This window comes from Alcaligenes sp. Lyrl_28 (genome assembly GCF_051948705.1).
In the GTDB taxonomy this organism is placed as follows: Bacteria; Pseudomonadota; Gammaproteobacteria; order Burkholderiales; family Burkholderiaceae_B; genus Alcaligenes; species Alcaligenes ammonioxydans.
The window spans coordinates 287,672-314,031 of record NZ_JAYJLG010000001.1 but is presented as its reverse complement, the minus strand read 5'-3'; the positions used below and the strand labels follow the sequence as shown (position 1 = coordinate 314,031).

At 57.5% G+C, this 26,360-nt stretch carries 24 protein-coding genes; 19 read left to right on the top strand and 5 right to left on the bottom strand.

Annotated features, from left to right (window positions below; all coding sequences use genetic code 11):
• Positions 1 to 32 precede the first annotated feature (32 nt).
• Genes VF694_RS01390 through VF694_RS01375 form a run of 4 tightly spaced genes read left to right on the top strand, consistent with a single transcriptional unit; the run spans position 33 to position 4,732 of the window.
• Positions 33 to 1,361, top strand: a complete 1,329-nt coding sequence (locus VF694_RS01390; RefSeq protein WP_003799555.1) for a type II and III secretion system protein family protein — start codon at positions 33 to 35, stop codon at positions 1,359 to 1,361.
• On the top strand, positions 1,351 to 3,024 hold the full coding sequence (locus tag VF694_RS01385) for an ATPase, T2SS/T4P/T4SS family (RefSeq protein WP_440163564.1): 1,674 nt from the start codon (positions 1,351 to 1,353) through the stop codon (positions 3,022 to 3,024). The genes VF694_RS01390 and VF694_RS01385 overlap by 11 nt, the downstream gene beginning before the upstream one ends.
• Positions 3,021 to 3,869, top strand: a complete 849-nt coding sequence (locus tag VF694_RS01380) for a type II secretion system F family protein (protein WP_059317560.1) — start codon at positions 3,021 to 3,023, stop codon at positions 3,867 to 3,869. The genes VF694_RS01385 and VF694_RS01380 overlap by 4 nt, the downstream gene beginning before the upstream one ends.
• Entirely contained in the window at positions 3,866 to 4,732 is an 867-nt protein-coding gene (locus VF694_RS01375) for a type II secretion system F family protein (protein ID WP_336579434.1), read from the top strand. Before VF694_RS01380 ends, VF694_RS01375 begins: the two co-directional genes overlap by 4 nt.
• Before the next feature lie 370 nt (positions 4,733 to 5,102).
• Here VF694_RS01375 and VF694_RS01370 read toward each other — a convergent pair whose 3' ends face one another.
• Positions 5,103 to 5,879, bottom strand: coding sequence for a BPSS1780 family membrane protein (locus tag VF694_RS01370; RefSeq protein WP_003799563.1), 777 nt, complete (start codon positions 5,877 to 5,879; stop codon positions 5,103 to 5,105).
• A gap of 14 nt (positions 5,880 to 5,893) precedes the next feature.
• Positions 5,894 to 6,865 carry a homoserine kinase gene (locus tag VF694_RS01365; RefSeq protein ID WP_003799565.1) on the bottom strand — a complete coding sequence of 324 codons (972 nt, stop codon included), beginning with the start codon at positions 6,863 to 6,865 and terminating at the stop codon, positions 5,894 to 5,896.
• A gap of 203 nt (positions 6,866 to 7,068) precedes the next feature.
• On the opposite strand from VF694_RS01365, the gene dusA reads away from it, so the two are divergent.
• Positions 7,069 to 8,061 (top strand): tRNA dihydrouridine(20/20a) synthase DusA, encoded by a 993-nt coding sequence (gene dusA / locus VF694_RS01360; RefSeq protein ID WP_237714390.1) that lies wholly within the window; start codon positions 7,069 to 7,071, stop codon positions 8,059 to 8,061.
• 21 nt (positions 8,062 to 8,082) lie between these two features.
• Here the strand turns inward: dusA and VF694_RS01355 are convergent, their stop codons facing one another.
• Both VF694_RS01355 and VF694_RS01350 read right to left on the bottom strand, forming a co-directional pair.
• Positions 8,083 to 8,544 (bottom strand): CBS domain-containing protein, encoded by a 462-nt coding sequence (locus tag VF694_RS01355; RefSeq protein WP_003799568.1) that lies wholly within the window; start codon positions 8,542 to 8,544, stop codon positions 8,083 to 8,085.
• On the bottom strand, positions 8,528 to 9,880 hold the full coding sequence (locus VF694_RS01350) for a YihY family inner membrane protein (protein WP_003799569.1): 1,353 nt from the start codon (positions 9,878 to 9,880) through the stop codon (positions 8,528 to 8,530). Before VF694_RS01350 ends, VF694_RS01355 begins: the two co-directional genes overlap by 17 nt.
• Before the next feature lie 80 nt (positions 9,881 to 9,960).
• Between VF694_RS01350 and VF694_RS01345 the strand changes: the two genes are divergently transcribed.
• The 14 genes from VF694_RS01345 to VF694_RS01280 all read left to right on the top strand — a co-directional run bounded on the left by VF694_RS01345 (position 9,961) and on the right by VF694_RS01280 (position 25,167).
• On the top strand, positions 9,961 to 10,371 hold the full coding sequence (locus tag VF694_RS01345; RefSeq protein WP_003799572.1) for a DUF2069 domain-containing protein: 411 nt from the start codon (positions 9,961 to 9,963) through the stop codon (positions 10,369 to 10,371).
• Positions 10,372 to 10,380: 9 nt separating this feature from the next.
• Positions 10,381 to 11,847 (top strand): protein adenylyltransferase SelO, encoded by a 1,467-nt coding sequence (locus VF694_RS01340; RefSeq protein ID WP_003799573.1) that lies wholly within the window; start codon positions 10,381 to 10,383, stop codon positions 11,845 to 11,847.
• Between the two features lie 96 nt (positions 11,848 to 11,943).
• Positions 11,944 to 13,005, top strand: a complete 1,062-nt coding sequence (aroC, locus tag VF694_RS01335; RefSeq protein ID WP_003799574.1) for a chorismate synthase — start codon at positions 11,944 to 11,946, stop codon at positions 13,003 to 13,005.
• Positions 13,006 to 13,070: 65 nt separating this feature from the next.
• Positions 13,071 to 13,898 carry a M48 family metallopeptidase gene (locus VF694_RS01330; protein ID WP_003799575.1) on the top strand — a complete coding sequence of 276 codons (828 nt, stop codon included), beginning with the start codon at positions 13,071 to 13,073 and terminating at the stop codon, positions 13,896 to 13,898.
• Between the two features lie 502 nt (positions 13,899 to 14,400).
• On the top strand, positions 14,401 to 15,804 hold the full coding sequence (gene leuC, locus VF694_RS01325; RefSeq protein WP_003799576.1) for a 3-isopropylmalate dehydratase large subunit: 1,404 nt from the start codon (positions 14,401 to 14,403) through the stop codon (positions 15,802 to 15,804).
• Between the two features lie 13 nt (positions 15,805 to 15,817).
• Positions 15,818 to 16,468: a 3-isopropylmalate dehydratase small subunit gene (leuD, locus tag VF694_RS01320; RefSeq protein WP_003799577.1), complete on the top strand. Its 651-nt coding sequence runs from the start codon at positions 15,818 to 15,820 to the stop codon at positions 16,466 to 16,468.
• Between the two features lie 101 nt (positions 16,469 to 16,569).
• Entirely contained in the window at positions 16,570 to 17,646 is a 1,077-nt protein-coding gene (leuB, locus tag VF694_RS01315) for a 3-isopropylmalate dehydrogenase (RefSeq protein ID WP_003799578.1), read from the top strand.
• Between the two features lie 45 nt (positions 17,647 to 17,691).
• On the top strand, positions 17,692 to 18,816 hold the full coding sequence (gene asd, locus VF694_RS01310; protein ID WP_003799579.1) for an aspartate-semialdehyde dehydrogenase: 1,125 nt from the start codon (positions 17,692 to 17,694) through the stop codon (positions 18,814 to 18,816).
• A gap of 2 nt (positions 18,817 to 18,818) precedes the next feature.
• Positions 18,819 to 20,225 carry a type IV pilus assembly protein FimV gene (locus VF694_RS01305; RefSeq protein WP_440163559.1) on the top strand — a complete coding sequence of 469 codons (1,407 nt, stop codon included), beginning with the start codon at positions 18,819 to 18,821 and terminating at the stop codon, positions 20,223 to 20,225.
• 12 nt (positions 20,226 to 20,237) lie between these two features.
• A complete protein-coding gene (gene truA / locus VF694_RS01300; protein ID WP_301605807.1) occupies positions 20,238 to 21,062 on the top strand; it encodes a tRNA pseudouridine(38-40) synthase TruA in 825 nt (274 codons plus the stop codon).
• Positions 21,063 to 21,237: 175 nt separating this feature from the next.
• Positions 21,238 to 21,855 carry a TRAP transporter small permease subunit gene (locus VF694_RS01295; protein WP_003799584.1) on the top strand — a complete coding sequence of 206 codons (618 nt, stop codon included), beginning with the start codon at positions 21,238 to 21,240 and terminating at the stop codon, positions 21,853 to 21,855.
• 2 nt (positions 21,856 to 21,857) lie between these two features.
• Entirely contained in the window at positions 21,858 to 23,531 is a 1,674-nt protein-coding gene (locus tag VF694_RS01290) for a TRAP transporter large permease (RefSeq protein ID WP_003799586.1), read from the top strand.
• A gap of 59 nt (positions 23,532 to 23,590) precedes the next feature.
• Entirely contained in the window at positions 23,591 to 24,259 is a 669-nt protein-coding gene (locus VF694_RS01285) for a phosphoribosylanthranilate isomerase (protein WP_440163811.1), read from the top strand.
• Positions 24,260 to 24,351: 92 nt separating this feature from the next.
• The gene (locus tag VF694_RS01280; RefSeq protein ID WP_440163556.1) at positions 24,352 to 25,167 is read left to right on the top strand and encodes a prolipoprotein diacylglyceryl transferase family protein; all 816 of its coding nucleotides are present in this window, start codon (positions 24,352 to 24,354) and stop codon (positions 25,165 to 25,167) included.
• A 170-nt stretch (positions 25,168 to 25,337) separates the two neighbouring features.
• Here the strand turns inward: VF694_RS01280 and VF694_RS01275 are convergent, their stop codons facing one another.
• On the bottom strand, positions 25,338 to 26,342 hold the full coding sequence (locus tag VF694_RS01275) for a bile acid:sodium symporter family protein (protein WP_003799592.1): 1,005 nt from the start codon (positions 26,340 to 26,342) through the stop codon (positions 25,338 to 25,340).
• Positions 26,343 to 26,360 lie beyond the last annotated feature (18 nt).

The window sequence follows — 26,360 nt, the reverse complement described above, 5'->3', positions numbered from 1 at the left end:
ATCGATCGGGGTCTAGGCGCTTGGTGTTGGGAATGCTTGTTGCCGCCTTGCTGCTCGTCAGCGTGCAAAGTGCAGCTCGGGATCTGGGGCTGCAAGTCGGTGAGCTGATGGTGCTGCCTGATACGCAGGTTGAGCGGGTGGCGGTAGGAGATGGCGATATTGTCCATGCGGTCACGACCGAGTCCGGTGAGCTGATTCTGTTCGCACGCAAGACGGGCAGCACGGTAGTGCAGGTCTGGTCTCTGGCAGGAAAAAGCCAGTCTTATCAGATTGAGGTGCTACCCGAAAATCACAGGCAGACTTTGGCGGAGTTACGAAGTTTGTTGGAGCGTATTCCAGAGCTTCGCATCAGTGAACTAGGCGGCAAGCTGGTGCTGGAAGGAGAGGGACTGAGTGATCAGGACAAGCAGCGTATTCAGGCCTTGAGCCAGGAGCATCCCCAATTATTGGATTTCACGCAGCAAGATGGTTGGGAGCCCATGGTTTTGCTTGATGTGCAGGTGGTCGAGGTGCCGCGCAACAGTTTGCGCGAATTGGGCGTACGCTGGCAGGGGCAGTCCCAAGGTGGCTTGAGCATGGGCGGTGCCTGGGACGCAGCGACGCATCAGTTTTTGGATCGTCCTGGCGAAGCGGTGCTGCCCTTGGCTTTTCCTGCCAGTCAGGGGGCCGCCTTTTTTGGCGTCGGGGCCTTGATGTCCGCACGCGTCCAGGCCATGGCGCAGGAGGGCCACGCGTTGGTGCTGGCCCAACCGCAGCTTTTGGCGCGCAGCGGTTCACAGGCCGAATTTCTGGCAGGGGGCGAGCTGCCTTATACCACCACCGACGACAAAGGAAACAGCAGGACCAGCTTCAAGCCCTACGGTGTATCGCTGCGCATCGTTCCGCGCGTCGAGCGAGGGGGGCTGGTCCGATCACAGATCGAGGTGGAAGTCAGTTCCGTGGATGCCAGTCTGTCCCAGCCTGCCGGGCCATCCTTGAAAACCCGGCGGGCGTCGACCGAGTTCAACGTACGTTCGGGTCAAACACTGGTCTTGGCCGGGTTCATATCGCGGGAAGAGTCCATGCATATGGATCGCTTGCCGGGACTGGCTAGTCTGCCGGTATTGGGAGCCCTGTTTCGTTCTGAACGGTTTGCCCGGCAGGAAACAGAGCTGGCGGTATTTGTGACCCCCACTTTGGTGGCGGCCGAACATCCTGATTTGCTGGCCCGGCAGGCGAATGCCGCTCAGTGGCTGGAGCAGGGCTTCCCTGATGCACCGCGGTTGAATACGCCTGTTCGTGCCCTGTCCGAGGGGAGCCGCCAAGGTCGATGGTCGCAATGGGTAGAGCCACAGAGCGAGGTGTTTCGTGTTGAACCTTGAACTTGAGTCGGAGTTGGGGACAACTCGTTCCTGCACCCTTCGTTTGCCAGCGCTCATAGGCCGCGACCCGGCCTGTGACGTAGTCCTGCCCTCCTGGCGTATCGCGCGTCAGCATGCCAGCCTGCTGAATCGGGCGGGAGCGGTGTATATCCAGGATCATGGCTCCTTGACAGGGGTGCAGCTCAACGGCAAAAGGGTGTACGACGATGGGCCGTTGCGTGTCGGTGACGTGCTCACTGCCGGGGGGTTCAAACTGCGCATTGCTGGCTTGGGGTCGCCACTACGACCTGGCTCTGCGCCCCCCATGACTGAGCCAGAAACGCGGGTGTCGGCGATGGCCTTAGCAACTGCTGCTTCCATACCTGTATCAGTGTCTGCTCCGTCCAAAGCGGATCAGACATCCGCTAAGGAGCAGATTGAACATGTGCAGGGGCAGGGGGCGCCACTTTTATCAAACAGCGAGCTGTTCAGGCAAGAGCAGCAGCGCTTGCACCAGGCTTTGTTATCGGCCTTGGACCTGGAGCGTCGCGATCTGTCTCGCGTAACGGACAAGCAGCTTGAACAGGAGGCGTTTGATTGTCTGGGCCGTCTGATTCAGACGCAATGTGCGCTACCGCCCCATGAGCAGGCCCGATTGCAGGCCAGTGTATGCGCGGAGGCGGTGGGTCTGGGGCCCTTGGAGTCTTTGCTGGCTGACCCGGCTGTTTCGGAGATTATGGTCAATCGTTATGACCGGGTGTTTGTGGAAAAGGCCGGACGGCTGCAGGCTCATCCCATGGTGTTCAGTAGCGATGCAGCCTTGCGCGCCGTCATCGACCGAATTCTGGCGCCGCTGGGACGACGCCTGGATATCAGTTCTCCGGCCGTGGATGGGCGACTGGCAGATGGGTCCCGTTTCCATGCGGTCCTGTCGCCCATCGCCGTCAAGGGAACCTGCGTGACCATACGCAAATTTCCCAAGCGCCGCCTCGGTCTGGAGGATTTGTTGCAGATGGGTAGTCTGTCTTCAGAGATGGGCGCATTTCTGCGGCAGGCAGTGCAACGGCGTTGCAATATTCTGGTGTCCGGTGGAACAGGGACCGGTAAGACCACACTGCTCAATGTTCTCAGTACCTGTATTGATGAGGGTGAGCGCCTGGTGACGCTGGAGGATGCGGCCGAGCTGCAGCTGCAGCATAGCAATTGGGTTGCGCTGGAAGCCCGCCCCGCCAATGCAGAGGGTCAGGGACAGGTAGATATACGAAGTTTGCTACGCCAGGCCTTGCGGATGAGGCCTGACCGGATCGTGGTGGGGGAGTGCCGTGGAGCGGAGGCCTTCGACATGTTGTCAGCCATGAATACCGGGCATGAAGGCTCAATGGGAACCTTGCACGCGAACACGCCTCGGGATGCCTTGTCGCGTCTGGAAGGCATGGTGTTGATGGCTGGTCTGGACTTGCCCTTGCAGGTGGTGCGTGAACATATCGCCCGGGCCTTGCATATTATCGTGCAACTGAGCCGCTTGCCCGATGGCAGGCGCCTGGTTCATGAAATTGTGGAGCTTACCGGCATCGAGGCGCAGCGTATCCAGTTACAGACCTTGTACTGCTATCGCCCCGAACTGGGCTTTGCAGCCAGTGGCCTCAGGTCCGAACATCTCTTTCAGTCAGGGGAGCAAGCATGAGGCTTTTGAGTATCTTGCTGGCAGTTTGTGGCGCTGGCCTGCTGGCCTATGTGTGCTTGCGTTTGGGGCACCGGCTGCTCATGCATTACAGACAGCAGTTGCTCGGGCAGTCTGAACGTAGTTTGCAGTCACATTTTGTTTTTGTGCGCAGTCACTATCTTGGGGGCCTGGCCTGGGGACTCTTGCCCGTGAGCTTATTGCTGGCGTGGTGGCTGATTCAGTCGTTCTGGCTGGCAGTCGCTGTAACAGTGTTTGTTGCGGCGACACCATTGGTGGTGTTGCGTTGGATGGAACGAAGACGGCTGGAGCTGCTTCGACGGCAGTTGCCGGATTTTGTCTTGTCATTGGCCTTGAGCTTGCAGGCAGGACTGGCCTTGCAAGCTGCCATGCAGCAACTGTCGCAGTCTTTGCCGGCCCCGTTGGGGCCAGAGCTACGCTTGCTCTTGCGCCAGCAGCGGGTAGGTTTAAGTCCTCGGGAGTCCTATGGAAATCTCTTGCTGCGCGTCCCGGTGTCCGAGCTCGCGATGGTGACCAGCGCACTGCAAATGGGGCAAAGCACGGGCGCAGGTTTGGGCGAGCGTCTGAAGATACTGGCCCAGACGATTCGGGCACGCGTGAACATCGAGGACAAAATCCTTGCGCTGACTGCCCAGGCGCGCTTGCAAGCGCGAATCATGTTTTGTCTGCCAGCTTTTGTGGCTGGTGCCTTGTACATGTTGGATTCCCATGCATTCAGGCAAGCCTGGTTCAATATCATCGGTCTTTGGGTAAGTGCCATCATCGGCGCCATGTTGCTTGTTGGGCTTTGGTGGATGCATAGGATCTTGCAAGGAGACGGGGAATGACACTTTCCCTGATCTGGCTGTTGTCTGCTGCAAGTGCGGTCCTGTTGGTAATGGGTTGTTTATGGGCCTGGCGCAAGCGCTACCTGTTTTTTCTGCAAGGGGGAAGCAGTTTGGGGCAGGCTGCATGGCAGGCCTGGCAAGCCCCGTTTGCCCAGGGGGTGAGCCTGTGTTTGTCCCTGCCCTTTGTACATGAGTGGTCGGAGCGATCGTGGGGAGCCTATACCCGTCAGATGCAAGCTTACCTGGGTCAGCGAGTGGCCATACTCATTTTGCTGGTGACCGTGATAGGGGCCTGGTACGTGAGTTGGGGTGGCGCCCTGATGGATATTCTGGGAATGGCTGCGGCCGGTTTGCTGCTGAGTGTGCTGCAGGCAGCCTCACGAGGTAGAGCGCTTCAGCGCCGACATCATGTTCGCTGCCGACGGGATCTGCCGTTTTTCCTGGATTTGTTGGTGCTGGCGGTAGAGTCGGGTCTGGGCTTGCAACAAGCCTGGGCACGTGCCTTGGAGGCCACCCCGCAGGGCAGTTTGTCGATCAGTTTGCACAAGGTGCAGGGAGAGCTTCGGGCAGGCAGACGTTTGCCCCAGGCCATGCGCAAGATTGCCTCGACATTCAGAGTGGTGGAGCTGGAGGAGTTGGCCTTGTCTTTGGAACTGGCGCAAGACACAGGCCTGTCTCTGGCCTTGTTGCTGCGATCGCAGGCGGAAAAGCTGCGCGCCCATCTGCAGCTTGAAGCCGAGCAACGAGCGCTCAAGCTACCGGTGTACTTATTGGCCCCTTTAGTGGTGTGCATTTTTCCCTGCACATTTCTGGTGATCGCCATGAGTCTGCTCGGGCCCTGGTTGGCAGGAGGGGCAGGATGACGAGCCTTCCGGGCGCAATGCTGCAGTCTATTTATTTGCTGGAAGCCCGCACTTTTTGGACGCGTTGGCGAGGTTTGAAAGCGCTACCACAGACGAATGGCTGTGTGGCGGCGGTCTGGCTGCGCCCCTGCTTTGCGGTGCATCTGTGGGGAATGACCCAGCCCTTGGATATTTGCTTTCTGGACGATCGCGATCAACCCTTAAGATTCTGTCCTTCGGTATCGCCTGGGAGGGTGTGCTGGCTCATGCGGGCCAGATCGGTGTTGGAGGCTCCAGCCGGCTCACTGTCAAGGCCAGAACAATTTGCCCCCTGGGCCGCTGCTATGCAACAGCTGCGGCGGTCAGGGGGCGGGGTATGGATGAATCGACCTTAGATGCGGTGTTGGTCGCGGATTGAGTCACCAAACACGCTGCGGTAAGCCGGGTAAAAGCTGGCGTACAGGATAGCCGCCATTGCCAGATTGATAGGTGTCAGCACCAAAGTGGCTGTGCCCGGGCTTAAACCGGCACCCAGCAGCAGCTCGCCCAGTGTCTGGATGGTGAAGAAGGCGGCAGCCCAGCACAGGCCGTAGAGCAGAAAGGCGGCTTTGTTACGCCAGCAAGCTACCATGGAAAAAAACAGGGCTTGTTTGACCGGGATGGCGTGCCAGCCTACCAGGGCAGGAGCGTGCCAGAACAAGGCCGATAAACCCAGGTACAGGATAAAGAACAGGAAGATAGGTTTACGAAACGCCGCCATGATGGCTTCAGGGCTGGCCTCGCGGTTATCCATCAACTGCGACAATTCACTGACAAAGGGGAAGGTCGCAATAAAACCCACGGCCAGACAGGCCAACAGGTAAATAAAGCCCAGCTTGATGAGTCGGTTGCGCACGGGCACCGGCTTTAAGGGTTCGGTCCACATGCCCAGACGCATCACTTCCCCGGCATCAATGCGGCGGCAGGCATTCTGGATAATGAAGGTCATGGTGGGGACCAGCACGATCAGCACCATCTGCCCGAAGATGGGAAAGATATTGCTCAGGTTGATCAGGATGGAAGTAATCAAACTCCAGAAAAACAGGGCGGCCGGTTGCAGCTTGAACAAACGCAACCCTTCCTGAATCCAGTACCACCCGTAGAGAAAGGGAAGTTTGGCAGCTTGCATATCAGTATCCGTGTTTATCGAGGAAGCGTCGGCACAGCCTGTTCGCGACGCTGGCGCAGTACGCGCTCAAAGTGCCGTGGATCGTGCGGCTTGAGGGTTTGAGCGGGGCGGGGCAGATAAAAGTCGTACAGGCGCGAGATCCAGAAGCGCAGTGCGGCAGCCTGGATCAGTATAGGCCAGGCGGCATGCTCAGCTTCGGTAAAAGGACGCACCTGCGCGTAGGCCTGCAGCCAGGCCTGGGTCTTTTCCTGATTCAGGGCTCCGCTGAGCCGATCGATACACCAGTCATTGACAGCGACGGCCACATCAAACAACCAGGTATCGCAGCCGGCAAAGTAAAAGTCGATGATGCCACCCATTTGTGGAGCGTCCGATGTACCCGCAAACAATACATTGTCGCGAAACAGATCGCAGTGGGCCGGCCCCTTGGGCAAGGAGCGGTAGGTGTCGCTGTCGGCAAATTCAGCCTGCTCCTGCAGGACGGCCAGGATCAGCTCAGCCTGGCTGTCGTCCAGAAAAGGCAGCACCTGCGGCACGGTGGTTTTCCACCAGCTCAGCCCCCGCAGATTGGGTTGCTCCAGCGGGAAATCCTGAGCCGCCAGGTGGGCCTGGGCCTGGGTGCGGGCGATCTGGCGACAGTGCTCAACGGTGGGCTCGGGCTCGTAGCCTCCCCGCAGGCGCGTGACGATCGAACAGGGCTTGCCGTGCATGACGCAAATGCGTTTGCCGTCGCGGCGGGTCATGGGCTGGGGCACCGGCACACCTTTGGCGGCCAGGTGGTGCATGAGTTCGATGTAAAAAGGCAGTTGTTCCTGGGTCAGAACTTCAAACAAGGTCAGAACATACTCACCCTGGGTGGTGCTCAGAAAGTAATTGGTGTTTTCAATGCCGGCGGTAATGCCGCGTAAGGAAACAAACTCGCCAATTGTGTAGTGTTCCAGCAGTTCGCGGGCGTCAAGTTCGCTGACAGAAGTAAAAACAGCCATGCTTTCAGTGAGGGTCCGGTTGTTGGCGCACTATCGGGCGCGCAAGTATGTCAAACGGCCGATTTTAGACCAGTGCGCCGCCTTTTTGGAGTCTTGCGACAATTTACGGCGCTTTATCTTCATCCTGTGCGGGTCTGAAACCATTAAAATGAACGTTTCTTCTTCGTATCAGGCCTGAAGTCAGGCCATCTGTTCCCTTGCTTATGACTAATTTTGTGATGCCGGACAGCCAGATGTGGCGTTTGAGTGTGGCGCCCATGATTGACGTGACCGATCGCCACAGCCGCTTTTTTCATCGTCTGTTAGCGCCACGCGCTTTGCTGTTTACGGAGATGATCACGACCGGCGCCTTGACTCATGGCGATCAGGCGCGCCATCTGGACTTTGATCAGGCGGAGCATCCAGTTGCCCTGCAATTGGGTGGCAGTGACCGGGACGCCCTGGTCACCAGCGCCCTGGCCGGTGAGAAGTGGGGTTATGACGAAATCAATCTGAATTGTGGCTGTCCGTCGGAGCGAGTCCAGAAAGGGGCTTTTGGTGCCTGTTTGATGAGCGAGCCGCGCCTGGTGGCCGATTGCGTCAAAGCGATGCAAGATGCGGTATCGGTGCCTGTTACCGTTAAGCACCGGCTGGGTCTGGATTACAACGAGTCCTACGATTTTGTACGCGACTTTGTCGGGATTTTGTTTGAAGCCGGCTGCCGTGTCTTTACCGTGCATGCCCGCAATGCGGTATTGAAAGGTCTGTCGCCCAAAGATAATCGGGAAATTCCACCGTTGCGCTACGACATGGCGCTGCAATTGAAAAAAGACTTTCCCCTGGCCTTGTTTATCTTGAACGGAGGCATCCAGGAGCCTGATCAGGCGGTGGCCTTGCAAGAGCAGTTCGATGGGGTGATGCTGGGGCGGGCGGCCTGGCATACGCCCGCCGTCTTAAGCGAGATACATCGTCGTTTGTGGCCCGAACATCCCCTGATGGACGAAAACACCGTGGTCGAGCGCATGATTGATTACGCCCGGCATCATGTTCAAGTCGGTGTGCCCTTGCGTATCGTGATCAAAAGCATGCTCGGCTGGCCGCATGGCAAAAAAGGCGCACGTCAGTGGCGCCGTACCTTGTCGGACCACACGTGGCTGTCCAAAAACGATCCAGGCCTGCTTGCGCAGGCCTGGGAGCAATTGCAGAGTCGCCAGTAAAACGGGCCCGAATCGGATGGATCAGGATGCGCTGGCAGCCTCGGAATCGGTCGGCCAGTCGCGGATATACGCCTTGAGCATATTGTTCTCGAACTGCTGAGCGTGAACAATGGCGCGCGCCATGTCAAAGAAGGAAATCACACCCATCAGCACCGGGCCATCCATGACGGGCATGTAGCGTGCGTGGTTGTTCAGCATCAGGCGTTGGACTTCGTCGGCACTGGTATTAGGAGTCACGCTGACGGGGGCGTCATCCATGATGCTGCGTACGGTAAAGCCTGGGGCCTTATTGCCATGGGCGTGCCAGTGGCGAATGATCTCGCGAAAGGTCAACATACCCACCAACTGACCGTGCTCCATGATCACCAGCGAACCAATATCGAGCTCGCTCATGCTCTGCACCGCTTTTTCGACGGTCATTTCGGGGGTGCCTGTATAAAGCGTGTCTCCCTTGACACGCAGGATTTCACTGACTTTTAGCATACTGGGTCTCCTGACCGGGATCGGCGTTTGGTATGGCTGGTTGCTCTGTCAGAATGCCTTGCGGCGACTCGAACAGTGCTTCCAGATTAGAGAGTCGCTGATCGAAAAACTGAGAAAGGTAGTTGAATACATATTCTAGCGGACCCTCGTGCGTATGGGCGCGGTCCAGCAAAAATGCGGTGATAAGTTGATTCAGACTGACCAGCCGCAGATCGCAGCTCAATACCCATTGCTCGTCATTGTTCAGTTGGGTATCGGCAATCAGGCCCATGGACTTGAGCTGGCATAAAACGTTGTAGAGCTCGTCGGGGTCTCGTTCCAGTGTGTGGCTGAGCTCTCTGACGCTTAGGCCTTCCGGGTTCTGGCGGTTCAGCCAGAGTTGATGGAGCAGATTGACGGCGTCGGTAAAGGCGATGCCGGGCACATTTGTTTTGACCCAGTTGCGGCCTCGCCAGTCGGGCAAGATGGCGACCATGGAAGCTCCGAGCAGGACGATCAGCCAGGAGATATAGATCCACAGCAAGAAGATCGGCAAGATCGCAAAGGCGCCGTAAATAATCGTATAGGTGGGAAAGCGGGTCAGATAAAAGGCGAAGCCGGCTTTCATCAGCTCCAGCAGGGCCGCTGTCACGACCCCGCCGATCAGCGCATCGCGCCACCATACGCGCCGGTTGGGTACGTACATGAACAGTGCAGTCAGCCCCAGCGCCGTGAACAAAAAGGGCACGTAGGCCAGGGCGAAAGACACAATACCGGACAAGTCCCCGATATACCCCATGGACTCGCGCGCCAGAATGGTGGTTGCCCACAAGCTGGCACCGGTCAGAATCGGGCCTAGGGAAATAATGGCCCAGTACACCAACAGGCGCTGGCCCAGCGGACGTTGAACATGGACCTGAAAAATATTGTTGAACGTCTCATCAATGGTCATGATGAGCATGATGGAGGTGACGATCAAAAACAAGCTGCCTACTGCCGTCAGACCCGAGGCCTTGGCGGCGAACTGGTTCAGATACAGCATGACGTTCTCTGAAACCACCTCGGGCATCAGATTGCGCGTCAGAAACCCTTCGAGGGCATGTTCAAATTCCTGAAACAGGGGGAACGCCGTGAACAGGGCCAGCACCACGGTCAATAAAGGCACAATAGCCAAAATCGTGGTGTAGGTGAGGCTGGAGGCCACCTTCATCAGATCTTTTTCTGCTACCCGCTTGATCGCAAAGCGCAGCACATTCAAAAAGTGGTGTCTGGCAGTGGGTGGCGGGGGCTTCTGCCCGACAGCAGGGTCTGTTGTGTCTGGGTTCAAGTCTGTGGGTTCAGCTTGCTCAGAGGGCATAGGAGGATTCTCGTCGTTTTTCATAGCGGTTTGATGCGGCGGACGCTGCTTTTCGACAGGGTTCAGGTGATAATAACAGCATGCATGAACCTTTAAACCCCATACTTCATCGAGTGGCGGCCCTGGCCTTGGTCGCCTTGATTGTTTTGTGTCTGGCTTGGGAGCTGCATTTTGCGCCCCTGAAACCGGGCGGCTCCTGGCTGGCGCTGAAAGTCATCCCTCTGGTGTTGCCGTTGCGCAGCGTGCTCAAGGGCAATTTATATACGCTGCAATGGACGTCCATGATGATTCTTCTGTATTTCGCAGAAGGGGTCATGCGTGCCTGGTCCGATCCGGTCGCAGAGGTTTTACCCTGGGCGGTGGCAGAAATTGTCTTGTCCCTGATCTATTATTTCTGCGCCATTTTTTATCTCTGGCCTGCCAAAAAAGCGGCCAAGCAGCGCAGCAAAGCCGAAAAAGCCGAGGCTGCCAAAGCCGCCAAATCAGCCTGAGGGGGGCGTATGTCCAGTGCGTTCGATGGTCTGACCATCAGTCATCATTTTGCCGATCTGCCGTCGGCTTTCCATACGGCAGTGCCGCCGCAACCTTTGGCAAATGCCCGTTTGCTCCATGTCAATCAGGCGCTGGCGGCGCAACTGGGTCTGGATGTGTCACGCCTGGGCGAGCCAGAGTTTCTCGATGTCGTCAGTGGCCAGTCTCCCTTGCCCGGGGGGCTGACCGTATCGGCCGTCTATAGCGGGCACCAGTTCGGTGTGTGGGCAGGGCAGCTTGGTGATGGCCGGGCGCATCTGCTGGGACAGATTGATACGCCCGAAGGCCCTCAGGAGCTGCAATTGAAAGGCGCGGGCAAAACGCCATATTCCCGTATGGGTGACGGTCGTGCCGTGCTGCGCTCCAGTGTGCGTGAGTATCTGGCCAGTGAGGCGATGGCGGGTCTGGGCATTGCCACCAGTCGCGCGTTGGCGCTGGTCACTTCCGATACGCCTGTCTATCGTGAAAGCGTGGAAACGGGCGCGATTGTCACCCGCGTCGCCCCGAGTTTTGTGCGGTTTGGCTCATTTGAGCATTGGGCGAACGACGCCGAGCGCTTGCGTGAGCTGCTGGACTATGTGCTGCGCGATTTCTATCCCGAACTGCGCCAGGACGGCGATTCGGAGCAGGAGCGCGTCTGCCGCTTCTTGCAGGAGGTCACGCGCCGCAGTGCCGAGATGGTGGCGGACTGGCAAACCGTCGGCTTTTGCCACGGAGTCATGAATACCGACAATATGTCCATCCTGGGCCTGACCATTGATTACGGCCCGTACGGCTTCATGGACCGATTTCGTGTGAATCACGTCTGCAATCACAGCGACAATCAAGGCCGTTATGCCTGGAATGCGCAGCCTGCGATTGTGCATTGGAACTTGTATCGCCTGGCCAGTGCCTTGATGGTGCTGGGCCTGGATGTGGAAGTGGTGAAAGAGCGTTTACAGACGTTCGAAGCCAGTTTCCTGAATCGCTATCACGCCAACTTGCAGGCCAAGTTCGGCCTGCGTACCTGGCGGGCGGACGATGCCCAACTGGTCGATGACTGGTGGCGTTTGCTGCATAACAGCGGGGCGGATTTCACCTTGTCCTTCCGTGCTCTGGCACAAGCCAGCAAGGCCCCTGAGGCCTTTCTGAGCCTGTTTGATGGCTCAGAAGATCAGGCTCGGGCCTGGTGGCAAGCCTATAGCCAACGTCTGACTCTGGACGGCTCCGACACGCCTGAGCAGCGCGAGGCCATGAATCGCGTCAATCCCTTGTATGTCTTGCGTAACCACTTGGCCGAGCAGGCCATTCAGGCGGCTGCCAAGGACGATGCCAGCGAAATTGACACCTTGCTGATGTTGCTGCGAGATCCTTACACCGAGCGGGCCGGTTTTGAGGCCTATGCCATGCCGCCGCCTGAAGGCAGTGCGGAACTGGCCGTCAGTTGTTCTTCCTAAAAGACCGGGCGCGGTCCAGGGCATGTCCGGATTCGGGAACAATGCCATAATCGTGCCTGACTTTTAATTTTCCATTTCTTTGCGTTCACTTTCTTTATGTCCGGCAATACTCTAGGTAAAAGCTTCCGCGTCACGAATTACGGCGAATCCCATGGTCCAGCGATTGGCGCAGTGATCGATGGCTGCCCTCCGGGTCTGGAGCTGTCTGAACAGGACATTCAGTTTGAGCTGGATCGCCGTCGTCCAGGCACATCGCGCCATGTAACCCAACGCCGCGAACCTGATCAGGTGGAAATTCTGTCCGGCATTTACGAAGGCCGCACAACCGGCACGCCCATTAGTCTGCTGATTCGCAATTCCGATGCGCGCAGCAAAGATTACGGCAATCTGCTCGATACTTTCCGTCCCGGTCATGCCGATTACACCTACTGGAAAAAGTTCGACAACCGTGACCCGCGTGGAGGGGGGCGTTCTTCGGCTCGCTTGACCGCGCCTACTGTGGCTGCGGGGGCGATTGCCAAGAAATGGCTGGCCGAACACGTCGGCGTCAAGATTCGCGGCTATATGAGCCAACTGGGCCCCATCGCCATTCCGTTCAAAAGCTGGGACATGGTCGAGCAAAATCCCTTCTATGCCCCCGATCTGGATGTGGTGCCGCAGTTGGAAGCTTATATGGACGAGCTGCGCAAAGAAGGTGAGTCCATTGGGGCCCGCATTGAAGTGGTGGCCGAAGGGGTGCCTGCCGGTTGGGGAGAGCCGATTTATGACCGTCTGGACGCTGATATTGCTCACGCCATGATGGGCTTGAATGCGGTTAAAGGTGTCTCCATCGGGGCCGGATTTGATTGCATCACCCAAAAAGGTTCAGAGCATGGTGATGCGCTGTACCCGGATGGATTCAAGACAAATCAGGCCGGGGGCGTGCTGGGTGGTATTTCTTCAGGGCAGGCCATTACCGTCTCGCTGGCGATCAAGCCGACCGCCAGCATTCGTACCCTGCGCCCCTCCATTAATCGGGCCGGAGAAGCGGTCGAGGTTCAAACCCTGGGTCGTCATGATCCCTGCGTGGGTATTCGTGCCACACCGATTGCCGAGGCTTTGCTGGCCATTGTGCTGATGGATCATTGCTTGCGTCACCGCTCGCAATGCGGAGTCTGATGTAAGGGTTTGCGCCGGAGGCCGGCACGTCATTTTCTAGTCAGGTTGGTTTGCAGGAGCTGATCATGAAAGGTATTGTGAACGGAAAACGCGTCTTGGCGGTCGGTTTGATACTGGCTAGCGCGGGTTGTGCGTCGGTCCAGACCACGCAAAGCGGGGCAGTGGGGGTCGAACGCAAACAGTTCATCTCCAATCTGGTCTCTGAGGCCGAGCTGAATCAGGCTGCCGCCCAGAACTATGCGCAGGTCCTGTCGCAAGCACGCCAGCAAAAGGCGCTGGATACGGACGCTGCCCAGACTCAGCGGGTGAAAGCGATCGCTCAACGTTTGATTGGACAGGTTGGCGCGTTCCGTGCCGATGCTCCTGCCTGGAACTGGGAGGTGCATGTCATCAATGCGGACGAGGTCAATGCCTGGTGCATGCCCGGAGGCAAGATTGCGGTCTACAGTGGTTTGCTCAAGCGCATCGCCCCTAGCGACGCTGAATTGGCAGCGGTGATCGGTCATGAAATCGCGCACGCTTTGCGAGAGCACTCACGCGAGCAGGTGTCCCAGAAAATGGCGACTTCCTTGGGGCTGACAGTCTTGTCCGCCCTGACAGGGGTACAAGCGGTCAATGATCTGGGCGGCACGCTGAGTGAAGTGATGTTCGAATTGCCCAATAGTCGCACGCATGAATCCGAGGCAGACTTGATCGGTGTTGAATTGGCAGCTCGTGCAGGGTATGACCCACGGGCTGCCGTGACGCTATGGCAGAAAATGGGGTCTTTGGAGCAGAGCCGAGCCCAGCCCGAGTTCTTGTCGACTCACCCGGCGTCCTCAACTCGCATTGCAGATTTGCAGGCGATCTCGGAGCGGGTCATGCCCTTGTATCAGCAGGCGGCCAAGCCGTGACGGGGTGACCGCGTTCGGACCACAACCCAAACCGGTGCCGGTTTGGGTTTTTTTATGGAACGCGGTTTACTTGCCCATGCTTGGCGTTCGCCACACCCGGGTTGCCCAGCGAGGTGGCATGCATGTCCAGACAGAAAGAGCCGTCCTTGATTGGTGAAGTGTGTCAATACACCCGCTCGACCAACACTTTGCCCAGGCTGCTTTTGTCCAGCGCCAGTTTGGTCTGAATGAGGCCTAGGGTGACAGCGTTTAGTCGGGGAGGCGAGTGGTGCTTATCACTCTTTAGCCAAGCCCTGGCTGTGAATCACGGGAGTTGACTGCGCGAAGCAGAATATGGCTTGAGTGTCTGCCTTGGATTCGGGGAAAGCGTCCTATCGTGGTAGTTCCAATACTAGGATGGTGATTGGTCTTGTCCCAGTTACTGCGCCTGTCATAATAAGTGCAAATTTTAGTGCGCCCCGTGTGCTGCGGGACGCAATCACAACTGAATCGCGAGAGTGCAATGGCAAAAACCTTATACGATAAGTTGTTCGACGAACACGTCGTACATCAGGACACGGATGGCACCTGTTTGATCTACATTGATCGCCACTTGCTGCATGAAGTGACCAGCCCGCAAGCCTTCGAGGGTCTGACTCTGGCCGGACGCAAGCCTTGGCGCGTCAGTGCCAATCTGGCGGTGGCAGATCATAACGTCCCCACTACCTCGCGTCAGAATGGCATTGAAGATCCCATTTCGCGTTTGCAGGTCGATACCCTGGACGCCAACTGCGAAGAGTTTGGCATTACCGAATTTCGCATGAATGATGTGCGTCAGGGCATTGTGCATATTGTCGGTCCTGAGCAGGGGGCTACCTTGCCCGGCATGACGGTGGTGTGTGGCGACTCTCACACCAGTACGCACGGTGCCGTGGGCGCTCTGGCCTTCGGTATTGGCACCTCTGAAGTTGAGCATACGCTGGCCACCCAGACCTTGCTGATGAAAAAAAGCAAAAGCATGCTGATTCAGGTGGATGGCAAGCTGCCCTTTGGCTGCACGGCCAAAGACCTGATCCTGTATGTCATTGGGCAGATCGGCACTGCCGGGGGAACGGGCTACGCCATTGAGTTCGGTGGCTCGGCCATTCGTGCCCTGTCCATGGAAGGACGCATGACCGTGTGCAATATGGCGATTGAGGCCGGGGCTCGTTCAGGGATGGTTGCCGTCGATGAGCAAACCATTGAGTACCTGCGTGGTCGACCTTATTCGCCCAAAGGCGCGTTGTGGGATCAGGCCGTTGCGTACTGGAAAACCTTGCATACTGACCAAGGGGCGCAGTTTGATCGCGTGGTTCAGATTGATGCCAGTCAGATTACCCCTCAGCTGACCTGGGGAACCTCGCCTGAAATGGTACTGCCCATCGACAGCCGGGTGCCGGACCCCGATAAAGAAAAAGATGAAGTCACCCGTAATGGTATGGAGCGTGCCCTGGAGTACATGGGCCTGACGCCTAATATGCCCCTGACTGATATCCGTATCGATCGCGTGTTTATCGGCTCCTGTACCAACGCCCGCATTGAAGATTTGCGCGCCGCAGCCGCCGTGGCCAAAGGGCGCAAAGTGGCTTCCAATGTGAAGCAGGCCATGATCGTCCCCGGCTCTGGCCTGGTCAAGCGTCAGGCTGAACAGGAAGGGCTGGACAAGATTTTTCTGAATGCCGGTTTTGAGTGGCGCGAACCAGGCTGCTCCATGTGTTTGGCCATGAACGCCGACCGCCTGGAGCCGGGCGAACGCTGTGCCTCAACCTCCAACCGTAACTTTGAAGGACGTCAGGGGCAGGGTGGACGAACCCATCTGGTCAGCCCGGCCATGGCCGCAGCGGCCGCCATTGCGGGCCATTTTGTCGACGTGCGTTCGTTCAACTGAGGAAATCCACACCATGCAAGCATTTACTACTCATGAAGGTCTGGTCGCTCCCTTGGATCGGGAAAACGTGGATACGGACCTGATCATCCCCAAGCAGTTCCTCAAATCCATCAAGCGCACCGGCTTTGGCCCCAATCTGTTTGATGAGCTGCGTTATCTGGACCACGGCGAGCCTGGCATGGACAATTCCCGCCGTCCGCTGAACCCGGATTTTGTGTTGAACCAGGACCGTTACCAGGGCGCCTCCGTGCTGCTGGCCCGCAAGAATTTCGGTTGTGGCTCCAGTCGCGAACATGCCCCCTGGGCCCTGATGCAATATGGCTTTCGCGCCATTATCGCGCCGTCCTTTGCCGATATTTTCTTTAACAACAGCTTCAAGAATGGGCTGTTGCCCATTGTATTGAACGAGCTGGATGTAGCCCGTCTGTTCGATGAGGTCAAAGCCTTTCCTGGCTACAAATTGCGTATTGACCTGGCTGAACAGCGCGTCATTACGCCCGAAGGTCGTGAGCTGCCGTTCACCATTGATGCATCGCGCAAGCACAGCCTCTTGAATGGACTGGATGAAATCGGCCTGACTTTGCAAAAGGCGGACATGATTCGTCAGTACGAGGCCGAGCGTTTGGCCCGTCATCCCTGGCTGGTGGGCCAGCCAGGGGCCTGATGCCAGGCGCAAGATCGTCCCGCTAGGATTTTGTTGGGATGTTCCGGCGATCGGGCCGGAACCTTTCCCTTCCACTCTCTCATTTTTACGTCCCATTGATCATGACTCATAAAATTGCAGTATTGCCCGGTGACGGCATCGGTCCCGAGATTACCGAACAGGCTCAGCGTGTGCTGGGCGCTCTGGGCCTGGATCTGGAGATGACCGTGGCCCCGGTGGGCGGCGCCGCTTACGATTTGCACGGTCACCCCCTGCCACCCGAAACCTTGAGCCTGGCTCAACGCTCCGACGCCGTGCTGTTCGGTGCCGTGGGTGACTGGAAATATGACTCGCTGGAGCGCCACCTGCGCCCCGAACAGGCCATTTTGGGCCTGCGTCGTGCTATGGGCCTGTTCGCCAATCTGCGTCCCGCCATCCTGTACCCGCAACTGGCCAACGCTTCCACCTTGAAACCAGAAGTCGTGTCGGGTCTGGATATCCTGATCGTGCGTGAACTGACGGGCGATATCTACTTCGGCCAGCCGCGTGGCGTGCGTACCGTGGAAGAGGGTAACTTCGCAGGCGAGCGTCAGGGTTTCGACACCATGCACTACGCCGAAAGCGAAGTGCGCCGTATTGCCCACGTGGGTTTCCAGGCCGCACAAAAACGGCAGAAACGTTTGTGCAGCGTGGACAAGTCCAATGTGCTGGAAACATCCCAGTTCTGGCGCGACATCATGATTGATGTGGCCCGTGAGTATCCGGACGTCGAATTGAGCCACATGTACGTGGACAACGCTGCCATGCAATTGGTGCGTGCGCCAAAAGAATTCGACGTGATTGTCACAGGCAACCTGTTTGGCGATATCCTATCGGATGAAGCCGCCATGCTTACGGGCTCGATCGGTATGTTGCCCTCGGCTTCTCTGAATGCCTCCCAGCAAGGCTTGTACGAACCCAGCCATGGCTCGGCCCCCGATATTGCCGGCCAGAACAAAGCCAATCCCCTGGCCACCATTTTGTCTGCCGCCATGTTGCTGCGCTATTCGCTCAACGCAGAAGATCAGGCTAAACGCATTGAGGCGGCGGTTGCCAGCGTGCTGGAGCAGGGCCTGCGTACCGGCGACATCTACGAAGACGGTTGTCAATTGCTGAGCACCAGCGCGATGGGGGATGCAGTGCTCAAGGCTTTGCGATAGTATCTTTTATCGTTTTATTTTTTTATATATCCAGGTGGTATTACCATGACTCAAGCGGTAGGTTTGGTCGGCTGGCGTGGGATGGTGGGCTCCGTGCTCATGCAGCGCATGCGCGACGAAGGTGATTTTTCCCTTTTTCAGCCGGTGTTTTTCTCGACTAGCAATGCTGGCGGCGCAGCTCCCTCGTGGGCTGATGGCGCTGGCCCATTGCAGGATGCTCACGATATTGACGCTTTGAAAAAGCTGCCCATTATTGTGACCGCCCAAGGTGGAGATTACACAAGCCAGATCTACCCCAAGCTGCGTGCCGCCGGCTGGAACGGTTTGTGGATTGACGCGGCCAGCACGCTGCGCATGGATGAAAACTCCGTGATCGTGCTGGACCCCATCAACCGTCCTGTTATTGACGCGGCGCTGGCCAAAGGTGGCAAGCAGTTCATTGGCGGCAACTGTACGGTCAGCTGCATGTTGATGGGCCTGGGGGGGCTGTTCAACCAGAATCTGGTTGAGTGGATGACCAGCATGACCTACCAGGCTGCCTCGGGCGGTGGCGCTCAGCACATGCGTGAGCTGCTGACACAGTTTGGCCTGATTAACCAGTCCGTTGCCAGCTTGCTGGACGATCCTGCTTCGGCCATTCTGGATATTGATCGCGGTGTCTTGCAGACTCAGCGCGATCCCAATCTGCCTCAGAAAAACTTTGGTGTTCCACTGGGCGGCAGCCTGATTCCCTGGATCGACTCCGACCTGGGCAACGGCATGACGCGCGAAGAGTGGAAGGGCGGCGTGGAAACCAACAAGATCCTGGGCCGCGGTGCACAGGACAAGCACATTCCTATCGACGGCCTGTGTGTACGTATTGGTGCCATGCGCTGTCACAGTCAGGCACTGACCATCAAACTGACCCGTGATGTGCCGCTGGACGAGATCACGGACATCCTGGCGGAGGGCTCCAAGTGGGCCAAGGTCGTGCCCAACGAGCGTCAGGCCACGATAGAAGCGCTGACGCCGGTTGCCGTGACTGGCACGCTGGACATCCCGGTAGGTCGTCTGCGCAAGCTGAACATGGGCCCCGAGTACTTGAGCGCCTTCACGGTGGGCGACCAGTTGCTGTGGGGTGCTGCTGAGCCATTGCGCCGCATGTTGCGTATTGCCCTGGGCGAGCTCTGATCATGGCTGGCCGTCTGCATCCTGTACGTACGCTGGGTTCGGCCCTGCTTGTGGCCGGGATGCTGGCGGCCGCGCCGGTGTGCGCGCTGGAGCTCGGTCATAGTCGTCTGGTGTCCGCGCCCAATCAGCTTTTCACGCTGGATGTGGGTATTCGCCAGATCAGTCCCGAAGAAAGTCTGTCATTGAAAGTGGCGCCCGCACCTTTGTCGGCCTGGCAACAGGCTGGCTTGACACCGCCCGTTGATCTGGAGTCTCTCAGAGCATTCATCGAGCGTGACGAGCAGGGGCAGGTGCGACGTATCCGGCTGTCCTCCGAGCAGATGTTCTCGGGTTCTGTTGCGGATGTGCTGTTGCAGATTCAAAGCGACAGCGGGCAGTTCTTGCATCAGGTCAGTGTTCTGGCTCCCGCCCCGCTGACTGTCCGGCCGGTGGCCCAGGATCAGGTGGCTCGTCCGGCCTCTGTGGCGGTGCAGGTTTCAGCTGCGTCGAACTTATCGGATACGAAAGGCGCGAATGCGGTGCGCGTCCGCTCGGGCGATACCTTGCATGCTTTGGCCCGTCGCCACGCCGTGGCCGGTGTCAGCGCTTACCAGTGGATGCGGGCGGTGCAGCAGCACAACCCCGATGCCTTCATCGATCAGAACATGCATCGTCTGAAGGCCGGCAAGACTCTGCAGATTCCGGATGCGGCGGCCATGTTGGCGATAAACGATGCCCAGGCCCGCCGTTTCTACGTGGATCAGGCCCAGGCGTTGCGCTTGGCAGCGCAAGCTGGAGGCGATCAGGGCGATGCGTCCCAAGGTCGGATGCAGACCGAGAGTGGCGAATCCGCTGCAAATGGGGCAGGCCAGGATCGTCTGCTTCTGTCGGCCGATTCTCAAGCCCGTGATGACAAGCAGCAATTGCAGCACGAATTACGTGAGACCGGGGATCGTGTTTCGCAGTTGGAAGAAAATGTCTCGACGCTGGGCCGTGCCTTGCAGTCCCAAGGCGAGGCGGCCAAAGACTTGATTCTGGACTCTGCTAACGAGCTGGGTCTGGGCCAGTCCGGCAATGAGACGACCCACTCATCTTCTCAATCTGGCGCTTCTGGCGCCGCTTCTTCTGCCGCGGTGGCAGGAGCGATTTCCGTGCCTCCCGAGCCCGAGCAGGGCAAGATGGCCGGTGCAGTTAACAAGGCAAAAAAGACCGTGTCCTGGATACAAGAACATATGTTGGCCGTCATGGCCGTGGTACTGGCGTTGATCGTGGTCCTGGTGACCTGGGTCTTGCGCCGGGCCAATACCGAAAATCGTCATGGTGATGATTCGCCTGCGCCTGTCAGCGAGGCAATGGTTCGGGAGAAGCTGGAAAAAATCAATCTGGACCTGGATCAGCCGCCTTCGGACGAGCCTCCTGTACGTCAGTAAGGCAAACCCACCATGAGACGTATTGCACTGGGTGTCTGCTATGAGGGGACGCCCTGGCTAGGCTGGCAAAGTCAGGCCGGTGGCAACACCGTTCAAGATGTTCTGGAGCAGGCACTGGGCCGTTTTACGGCCCAGCCCGTTTCTACGATCTGCGCCGGGCGCACGGATACGGGCGTTCATGCGCTCAATCAAGTGGTTCATCTGGACACGACAGTCGAGCGTAGTCTGGAGTCCTGGGTGCGCGGGCTTAACGCGTTGTTGCCGGACTCGGTAGCGGTGCAATGGGCGCGCGAAGTGCCGGAAGACTTCCATGCGCGCTTTTCCGCGCAAGGACGTCACTATATCTACCTGCTGCGCCAACACCGGGTACGCTCCCCTTTGTTGCAGGGGCGGGTTGCCTGGGTGTTTCGTCCTTTGGAGCTGTCCCTGATGCAGCAAGCTGCCCAGCACTTGGTGGGTGAGCACGACTTCAGTGCGTTTCGCTCCTCGCAGTGCCAGGCTGCCAGTCCCGTAAGGACCATGACCCAGATTCAGATTCAGCAGCAGGGTGATTTTTTTCTATTTCGCTTTAGCGCCAATGCGTTTTTGCATCACATGATCCGTAATCTGATGGGCATGCTGGTCTATATCGGACAAGGCCGCCAGCCTCCCTCCTGGGTGCTGCATCTCCTGGCCCAGCGTGATCGCCGCTTGTCGGCTCCGACTTTTGAGGCCAGTGGCCTGTATCTGGCCGGGGTGGATTATCCGGCTCACTTTGATCTCCCCACGTCGGACCCCGATGACTTGCTCTATGAATTGAGCGGACTGCGTTTTGCCAAGGCAGCTGAAAATAAATGATGATCTAGCGCATTTCTAAAGGGTTTATCCCCGGTATCCGAATCGGCTTCACCTGTTTCAATCGTATAAAATGTGAAGCCATTTTCTTTCTTACATTCTTATCTGTATAAGGCCGACCACCTTCGGGCATCCGCCACAAGCGAGTCCTGAAGGCGACCATATCCTGAGCAAGGCCATGAAATTCTTTTTACGATTGTCTAGTTTGATCGACCGACTGAACACGGTCGTTGGTAAATCCGTAACCTGGCTGACGCTCATTGTGGTGTTGGTCAGTGCGATCAATGCCGTGGTGCGCAAGGTCTACGGCATTAGCTCCAACCAGTGGCTGGAATTGCAATGGTATTTGTTCGGTGCAATTTTCCTGCTGGCGGCGGGCTATACCTTCTTTGTCAATGAGCATGTACGGGTGGATGCCGTGGCAGAACGCTTCCCACCTCGTGTTCAAGTCTGGATCGACATTTTTGGCGTCATCTTTTTTCTTTTGCCCGCCACGCTGTTGATTTTCTGGCTCTCCATTCCATTTTTTGAGCAGTCTTATGTGTTGAACGAGCAGTCCTCCAATACGGGTGGGCTGGCGCGTTGGCCGGTCAAGCTCTTGATTCCGGTCGGATTCGCCTTGCTGGCACTGGCCGGTATTTCGCATCTGATCAAATGCATCGGCTTTTTGCGGGGTGCTTGTCCCAACCCCTTGCTTAAAAACGGCGGGTTAAGTGCTGAGGAAGAGCTGGCCAAGGAGATCCTGGAGATAGCCCGGGCAAATGACGCAACGATTTCTGTTTCTAAGGGCCAGTAACAATGGAATTTCTGGTTGATAATCTGGCTCCGATCATGTTTTTTAACCTGATCGTGTTTTTGCTGTTGGGTTTCCCCGTGACGTTTACCTTGTCGGCGATCGGGGTGTTGTATGGTCTGGTCGCCATTGAGCTGGACATGATGCAGCCGGCCTTGTTCCAGGCCTTGCCGCAACGGGTATTTGGAATCGTCGAGAACGACACCTTGTTGGCCGTTCCCTTCTTTACCTTGATGGGCCTGATACTGGAACGATCGGGAATGGCGGAAGATCTGCTTGATACCATCGGGCAGTTGTTCGGCCCCTTGCGTGGCGGGCTGGCCATTGCGGTGGTACTGGTCGGTGCCATGCTGGCCGCCACCACAGGCGTGGTGTCGGCTTCGGTGATTTCCATGGGCTTAATTTCCTTGCCCATCATGCTGCGCTATGGCTATGACCGCAAACTGGCTACCGGCGTGATCGCTGCTTCGGGCACGCTGTCGCAGATCATTCCTCCCTCAATTGTGTTGATTATTCTGGCTGACCAACTGGGTCGATCCATAGGCGACATGTATCGCGGTGCGATGCTGCCCGGCTTGCTGCTGGTGGTGATTTATATTCTGTACATTGTGGTGATGTCGTACATCAAGCCCAAGTCGGCGCCAGCCCTGCCGCCCGAGGCCCGTGTGTACATGGAGCCTGATGGCAGTCGTGGCCTGACTTCCCTGGTAGTCCTGACGATCGTGGCGTCTGCTGTGGCCTATTTTGGTTCTCAGCACTACTTTGCCACGCATCCCAATATTCCGATGGACGAGCATATTGTTGTGCTGATGTTGCTGTGGGGCATGACGGCCTGGTTGATCGCGCTGGCCAATAAGCTGCTCAAGCTCAAGATGCTCTCCAGGATCGCCGAGCGCGTGGTCTTCGTGATGGTGCCGCCCCTGTTTCTGATCTTTCTGGTGCTGGGCACAATCTTTATTGGCGTGGCGACACCGACCGAGGGCGGGGCAATGGGGGCCGTAGGGGCCATCATCATGGCCGTATCGCGTGGGCGTTTGTCCTGGAAGCTGTTGCGTCAGGCGATGGAGTCCACCACCCGTCTGTCCTGCTTTGTGGTCTTTATTCTGGTGGGCTCTACGGTGTTCAGCCTGAGCTTTCGCGGCATCAATGGCGATTTGTGGGTGGAGCACCTGCTGATCGACATGCCTGGCGGAGAGTGGGGCTTTCTGATCATTGTCAGCATTCTGACCTTTCTGCTGGCCTTCTTTCTGGACTTTTTTGAGCTGGCCTTTATTATTGTGCCGTTGCTCGGGCCGATTGCCGACAAGATGGGGATTGACCTGATCTGGTTCGGTGTCTTGCTGGCGGTCAATATGCAGACTTCCTTCATGCACCCGCCTTTTGGCTTTGCGCTGTTTTTCCTGCGTTCGGTCGCTCCGAAAGAGGATTACACCGACAAGGTAACGGGCGAGCGGGTCAAGCGAGTGGCAACGACCGATATTTACTGGGGATCGGTGCCCTTTATTATCATCCAGTTATTGATGGTCGCCGCTGTGCTGGTCTTTCCCGGGCTGGTCACGCATTACAAAGACGGCGAAGTTCTGTTGGAGGACTCGCAGATCCAGTTTGGTACCGAGTCGACCTACGGCTCTGATAGCTATGGCTTTGGTATGGATGACGCCGCCAGCAGTTTCCAATAAAGTCGTTCCATCTTTCAAACGGGGGCATCGGGCCCCCGTTTTTTATTCGAGGATCAATGATGTACAGCCGTACCCGAGTCAAGATTTGTGGCTTTACCCGAGCGCAGGATATTGATGCTGCCGTCCAATTGGGCGCGGATGCGGTGGGGTTTGTGTTTTATCCGAAAAGTGCCCGCATGCTCAGCACCCAGCACGCTGTCGCCTTGCGCGCCCATGTCCCGGCATTCGTGCAGGCGGTAAGTCTGTTTGTGAACGCCCCCGAAGGCTTTGTGCGGGAGATTCTGGAGCAGGTGCAACCGGACCTGCTGCAATTTCATGGGGAAGAAAGTCCGCAAGAATGCCGGCGCTATGCTCATCCGTATATCAAGGCTTTCCGTGTCGGGGCGCCCGGCCTGGACACGGTAGACAGCCTGTTTGAGCAGTGCATGAAGTATCCCGATGCGCGAGCCTGGTTGATGGACGGCTATCACGATGCTTATGGCGGCACGGGTACGGCCTTCGATCCGGCCTTGATCCAGGGCCTGCAACTGCGTCTGCGCTCCCAGGAAGGCCTGCCGCCCCTGGTTCTGGCTGGAGGCATGCGTATCGATAATGTGGCCGATCGAGTCGCATTGCATCGACCTTATGCGATTGATGTGAGCAGCGGTGTTGAGCTGGAGCCCGGCGTCAAATGTCCTGCCAAGATGGGTCAATTCATGCAAATGTTGAGCGAGGCTTCCCTGAACTAGGGAATCTTTACGCGCGATGGCTGTCTGTTCTTGTTGGCCCGACCCGCTTAAGGCGGGTCTGTTTTTATCTGGTCTTGTCAGGATTTATAGTTATGCAAAGCATACAGCTCGGTCCTTTTACCTTTGCCACGTCCTTGTTTGCGTTCTTGGTCGCGGCCTTCTTGGGGCTGTTTCTGGCGGCCTGGCTGGACAGACGCCGACAGACCCGGGCGGAATCAGTCTTATGGCGCGCCGTTCTTCTGGGGGTCTTGGTCGGCCGCCTGGGCTTTCTCATTCAGCAATGGGAGTTCTATCAAAACGACCCCTTGAGCTGGCTGGATGTGCGCGATGGCGGTTTGATGATTCCGGCTGCAGTGACGGCGGGCTGGTTCTACGTGCTGTGGCGTGTGCTGCGTGACAAGGCGGTCTTGCCAGCGGTGGCCGGTGGCCTGGCTATTGGTGTCGCTGCGTTTTCGCTGGTTATGGTCGCAACGGGCCGAGGTGGCCTTGAACCATCCATCCCCTTGACCGAGATAGACTTGATTCCCCTGCAGGCAGACTTCAGTACGCCGGACAATCTGGATCAGTACAAGGGGAAGGTAACCGTCGTGAATCTCTGGGCCAGCTGGTGCCCGCCGTGCCGCCGCGAGATGCCAGCATTCCAGCAAGTGCAAGCCAGCCGAAGCGATGTGAATATTGTGTTCGCCAACCAGGGCGAGGAGCTGACGGCGATCCAGCACTATCTGGATGAGGAAAGCCTGGAATTGGGCAATATGTGGCGCGATCCGCATATGCAGCTGGGGCAGGCCGTGCGCAGTCGGGGTTTGCCAACGACCTTGTTTCTGGATGAGCAGGGTCGTCTGGTGGATGTGCGGGCCGGAGAATTGTCGGCAGCGACCTTGAATGACAAGATCAATACCTTGCAGTGAGCGGGGGGCGCATTGTCCATGGCGTTCTCAATGAGCTACGGCGCGCTAGAGAGCAAGTGAGGGCGGCGACAAACAGCTTTGGGCTGAGAAGACCTGCGGCTTGTTGCGTTTCAGTGCCCTGGCACGCAATGGCCCAGTGTTCCTGAAACTGGGCCATCATCGCTTACGTATCAGGCTTTTTGCAGAGACATCTTTTCTTCTGGTGTTGTTGGGCGCTGTGCGTATCGATTCGCAATGAAGGCGCAGGCCATCAATTGAATCTGATGAAAGATCATGATGGGTAGCAGAGCGGGGCCAATCGCAGCGCCGGTAAACAGCACTTGGGCCATGGGCACACCGGTTGCCAGACTTTTCTTGGAGCCGCCGAACACAATCGTGATTTCGTCTTCCTTGCTAAAGCCCAGCTTGCGGGCCATCCAGGTCGTCAGAAACAAGATAATGGCCAGTAACACCACGCAGACCACGGTCAGAATAGCCAGGGACTTGGGTGGAACAGCTTGCCACAGACCGCCGATTACCGACGCGCTAAAAGCCGTGTAGACCACCAGCAGGATGGAAGACTGATCCACACTGCGCAGCCATTTGCGGTTGCGATCCATCCACTTGCCAATCAGGGGGCGCATCAGATGGCCCACAACAAAAGGCAGCAACAATTGCAGGCTGATCTTCTTGATGGCGTCCACCGTCGAGCTGGCCGAGCCGCCGTCCGCGTCCAGCAAGAGCTTGAGCAGCACGGGAGTGAGCACAATGCCGATCAGGCTGGAGGCCGAGGCACTGCAAATGGCGGCTGGTACGTTGCCGCGAGCAATCGAGGTAAAGGCAATGGCCGATTGCACGGTGCCGGGCAAGGCGCACATATACAAAATGCCGACAAATAAGGGCATGCCCAGCAAAGGCAACAAAATGGGCTTGGAGATCAGGCCCAAAAGAGGGAACATCACAAAGGTGCAGGCAAAGACCAACAGGTGCAAACGCCAGTGGGTTGCGCCGGCAATGATGGCCTCGCGAGACAGCTTGGCGCCATGCATGAAAAACAGCAGGGCAATGGCCAGACCGGTAATCACATCAAAAATCACGGCGCCCTGACCATAGGCGGGAAAGAAGCTGGCCAGCGCCACAACGCCGATCAGGATCAGAGTGAAGTTGTCAAAAAGCAGTCGCAGTTGAGAGAGCATGGGTTTGTGAGAGGCTTG

Excerpts from the sequence above, each read along its gene's own strand:
- VF694_RS01295 (WP_003799584.1), top strand. The coding sequence starts at position 21,238 with ATGAAATTCTTTTTACGATTGTCTAGTTTGATCGACCGACTGAACACG.
- VF694_RS01390 (WP_003799555.1), top strand. The coding sequence starts at position 33 with ATGCTTGTTGCCGCCTTGCTGCTCGTCAGCGTGCAAAGTGCAGCTCGG.
- truA (WP_301605807.1), top strand. The coding sequence starts at position 20,238 with ATGAGACGTATTGCACTGGGTGTCTGCTATGAGGGGACGCCCTGGCTA.
- dusA (WP_237714390.1), top strand. The coding sequence starts at position 7,069 with ATGACTAATTTTGTGATGCCGGACAGCCAGATGTGGCGTTTGAGTGTG.
- VF694_RS01280 (WP_440163556.1), top strand. The coding sequence starts at position 24,352 with ATGCAAAGCATACAGCTCGGTCCTTTTACCTTTGCCACGTCCTTGTTT.
- VF694_RS01305 (WP_440163559.1), top strand. The coding sequence starts at position 18,819 with ATGGCTGGCCGTCTGCATCCTGTACGTACGCTGGGTTCGGCCCTGCTT.
- VF694_RS01330 (WP_003799575.1), top strand. The coding sequence starts at position 13,071 with ATGAAAGGTATTGTGAACGGAAAACGCGTCTTGGCGGTCGGTTTGATA.
- VF694_RS01375 (WP_336579434.1), top strand. The coding sequence starts at position 3,866 with ATGACACTTTCCCTGATCTGGCTGTTGTCTGCTGCAAGTGCGGTCCTG.
- leuD (WP_003799577.1), top strand. The coding sequence starts at position 15,818 with ATGCAAGCATTTACTACTCATGAAGGTCTGGTCGCTCCCTTGGATCGG.
- VF694_RS01285 (WP_440163811.1), top strand. The coding sequence starts at position 23,591 with ATGTACAGCCGTACCCGAGTCAAGATTTGTGGCTTTACCCGAGCGCAG.
- aroC (WP_003799574.1), top strand. The coding sequence starts at position 11,944 with ATGTCCGGCAATACTCTAGGTAAAAGCTTCCGCGTCACGAATTACGGC.
- asd (WP_003799579.1), top strand. The coding sequence starts at position 17,692 with ATGACTCAAGCGGTAGGTTTGGTCGGCTGGCGTGGGATGGTGGGCTCC.
- leuB (WP_003799578.1), top strand. The coding sequence starts at position 16,570 with ATGACTCATAAAATTGCAGTATTGCCCGGTGACGGCATCGGTCCCGAG.
- VF694_RS01355 (WP_003799568.1), bottom strand. The coding sequence starts at position 8,544 with ATGCTAAAAGTCAGTGAAATCCTGCGTGTCAAGGGAGACACGCTTTAT.
- leuC (WP_003799576.1), top strand. The coding sequence starts at position 14,401 with ATGGCAAAAACCTTATACGATAAGTTGTTCGACGAACACGTCGTACAT.
- VF694_RS01340 (WP_003799573.1), top strand. The coding sequence starts at position 10,381 with ATGTCCAGTGCGTTCGATGGTCTGACCATCAGTCATCATTTTGCCGAT.
- VF694_RS01290 (WP_003799586.1), top strand. The coding sequence starts at position 21,858 with ATGGAATTTCTGGTTGATAATCTGGCTCCGATCATGTTTTTTAACCTG.
- VF694_RS01380 (WP_059317560.1), top strand. The coding sequence starts at position 3,021 with ATGAGGCTTTTGAGTATCTTGCTGGCAGTTTGTGGCGCTGGCCTGCTG.
- VF694_RS01275 (WP_003799592.1), bottom strand. The coding sequence starts at position 26,342 with ATGCTCTCTCAACTGCGACTGCTTTTTGACAACTTCACTCTGATCCTG.
- VF694_RS01350 (WP_003799569.1), bottom strand. The coding sequence starts at position 9,880 with ATGCCCTCTGAGCAAGCTGAACCCACAGACTTGAACCCAGACACAACA.
- VF694_RS01365 (WP_003799565.1), bottom strand. The coding sequence starts at position 6,865 with ATGGCTGTTTTTACTTCTGTCAGCGAACTTGACGCCCGCGAACTGCTG.
- VF694_RS01345 (WP_003799572.1), top strand. The coding sequence starts at position 9,961 with ATGCATGAACCTTTAAACCCCATACTTCATCGAGTGGCGGCCCTGGCC.
- VF694_RS01370 (WP_003799563.1), bottom strand. The coding sequence starts at position 5,879 with ATGCAAGCTGCCAAACTTCCCTTTCTCTACGGGTGGTACTGGATTCAG.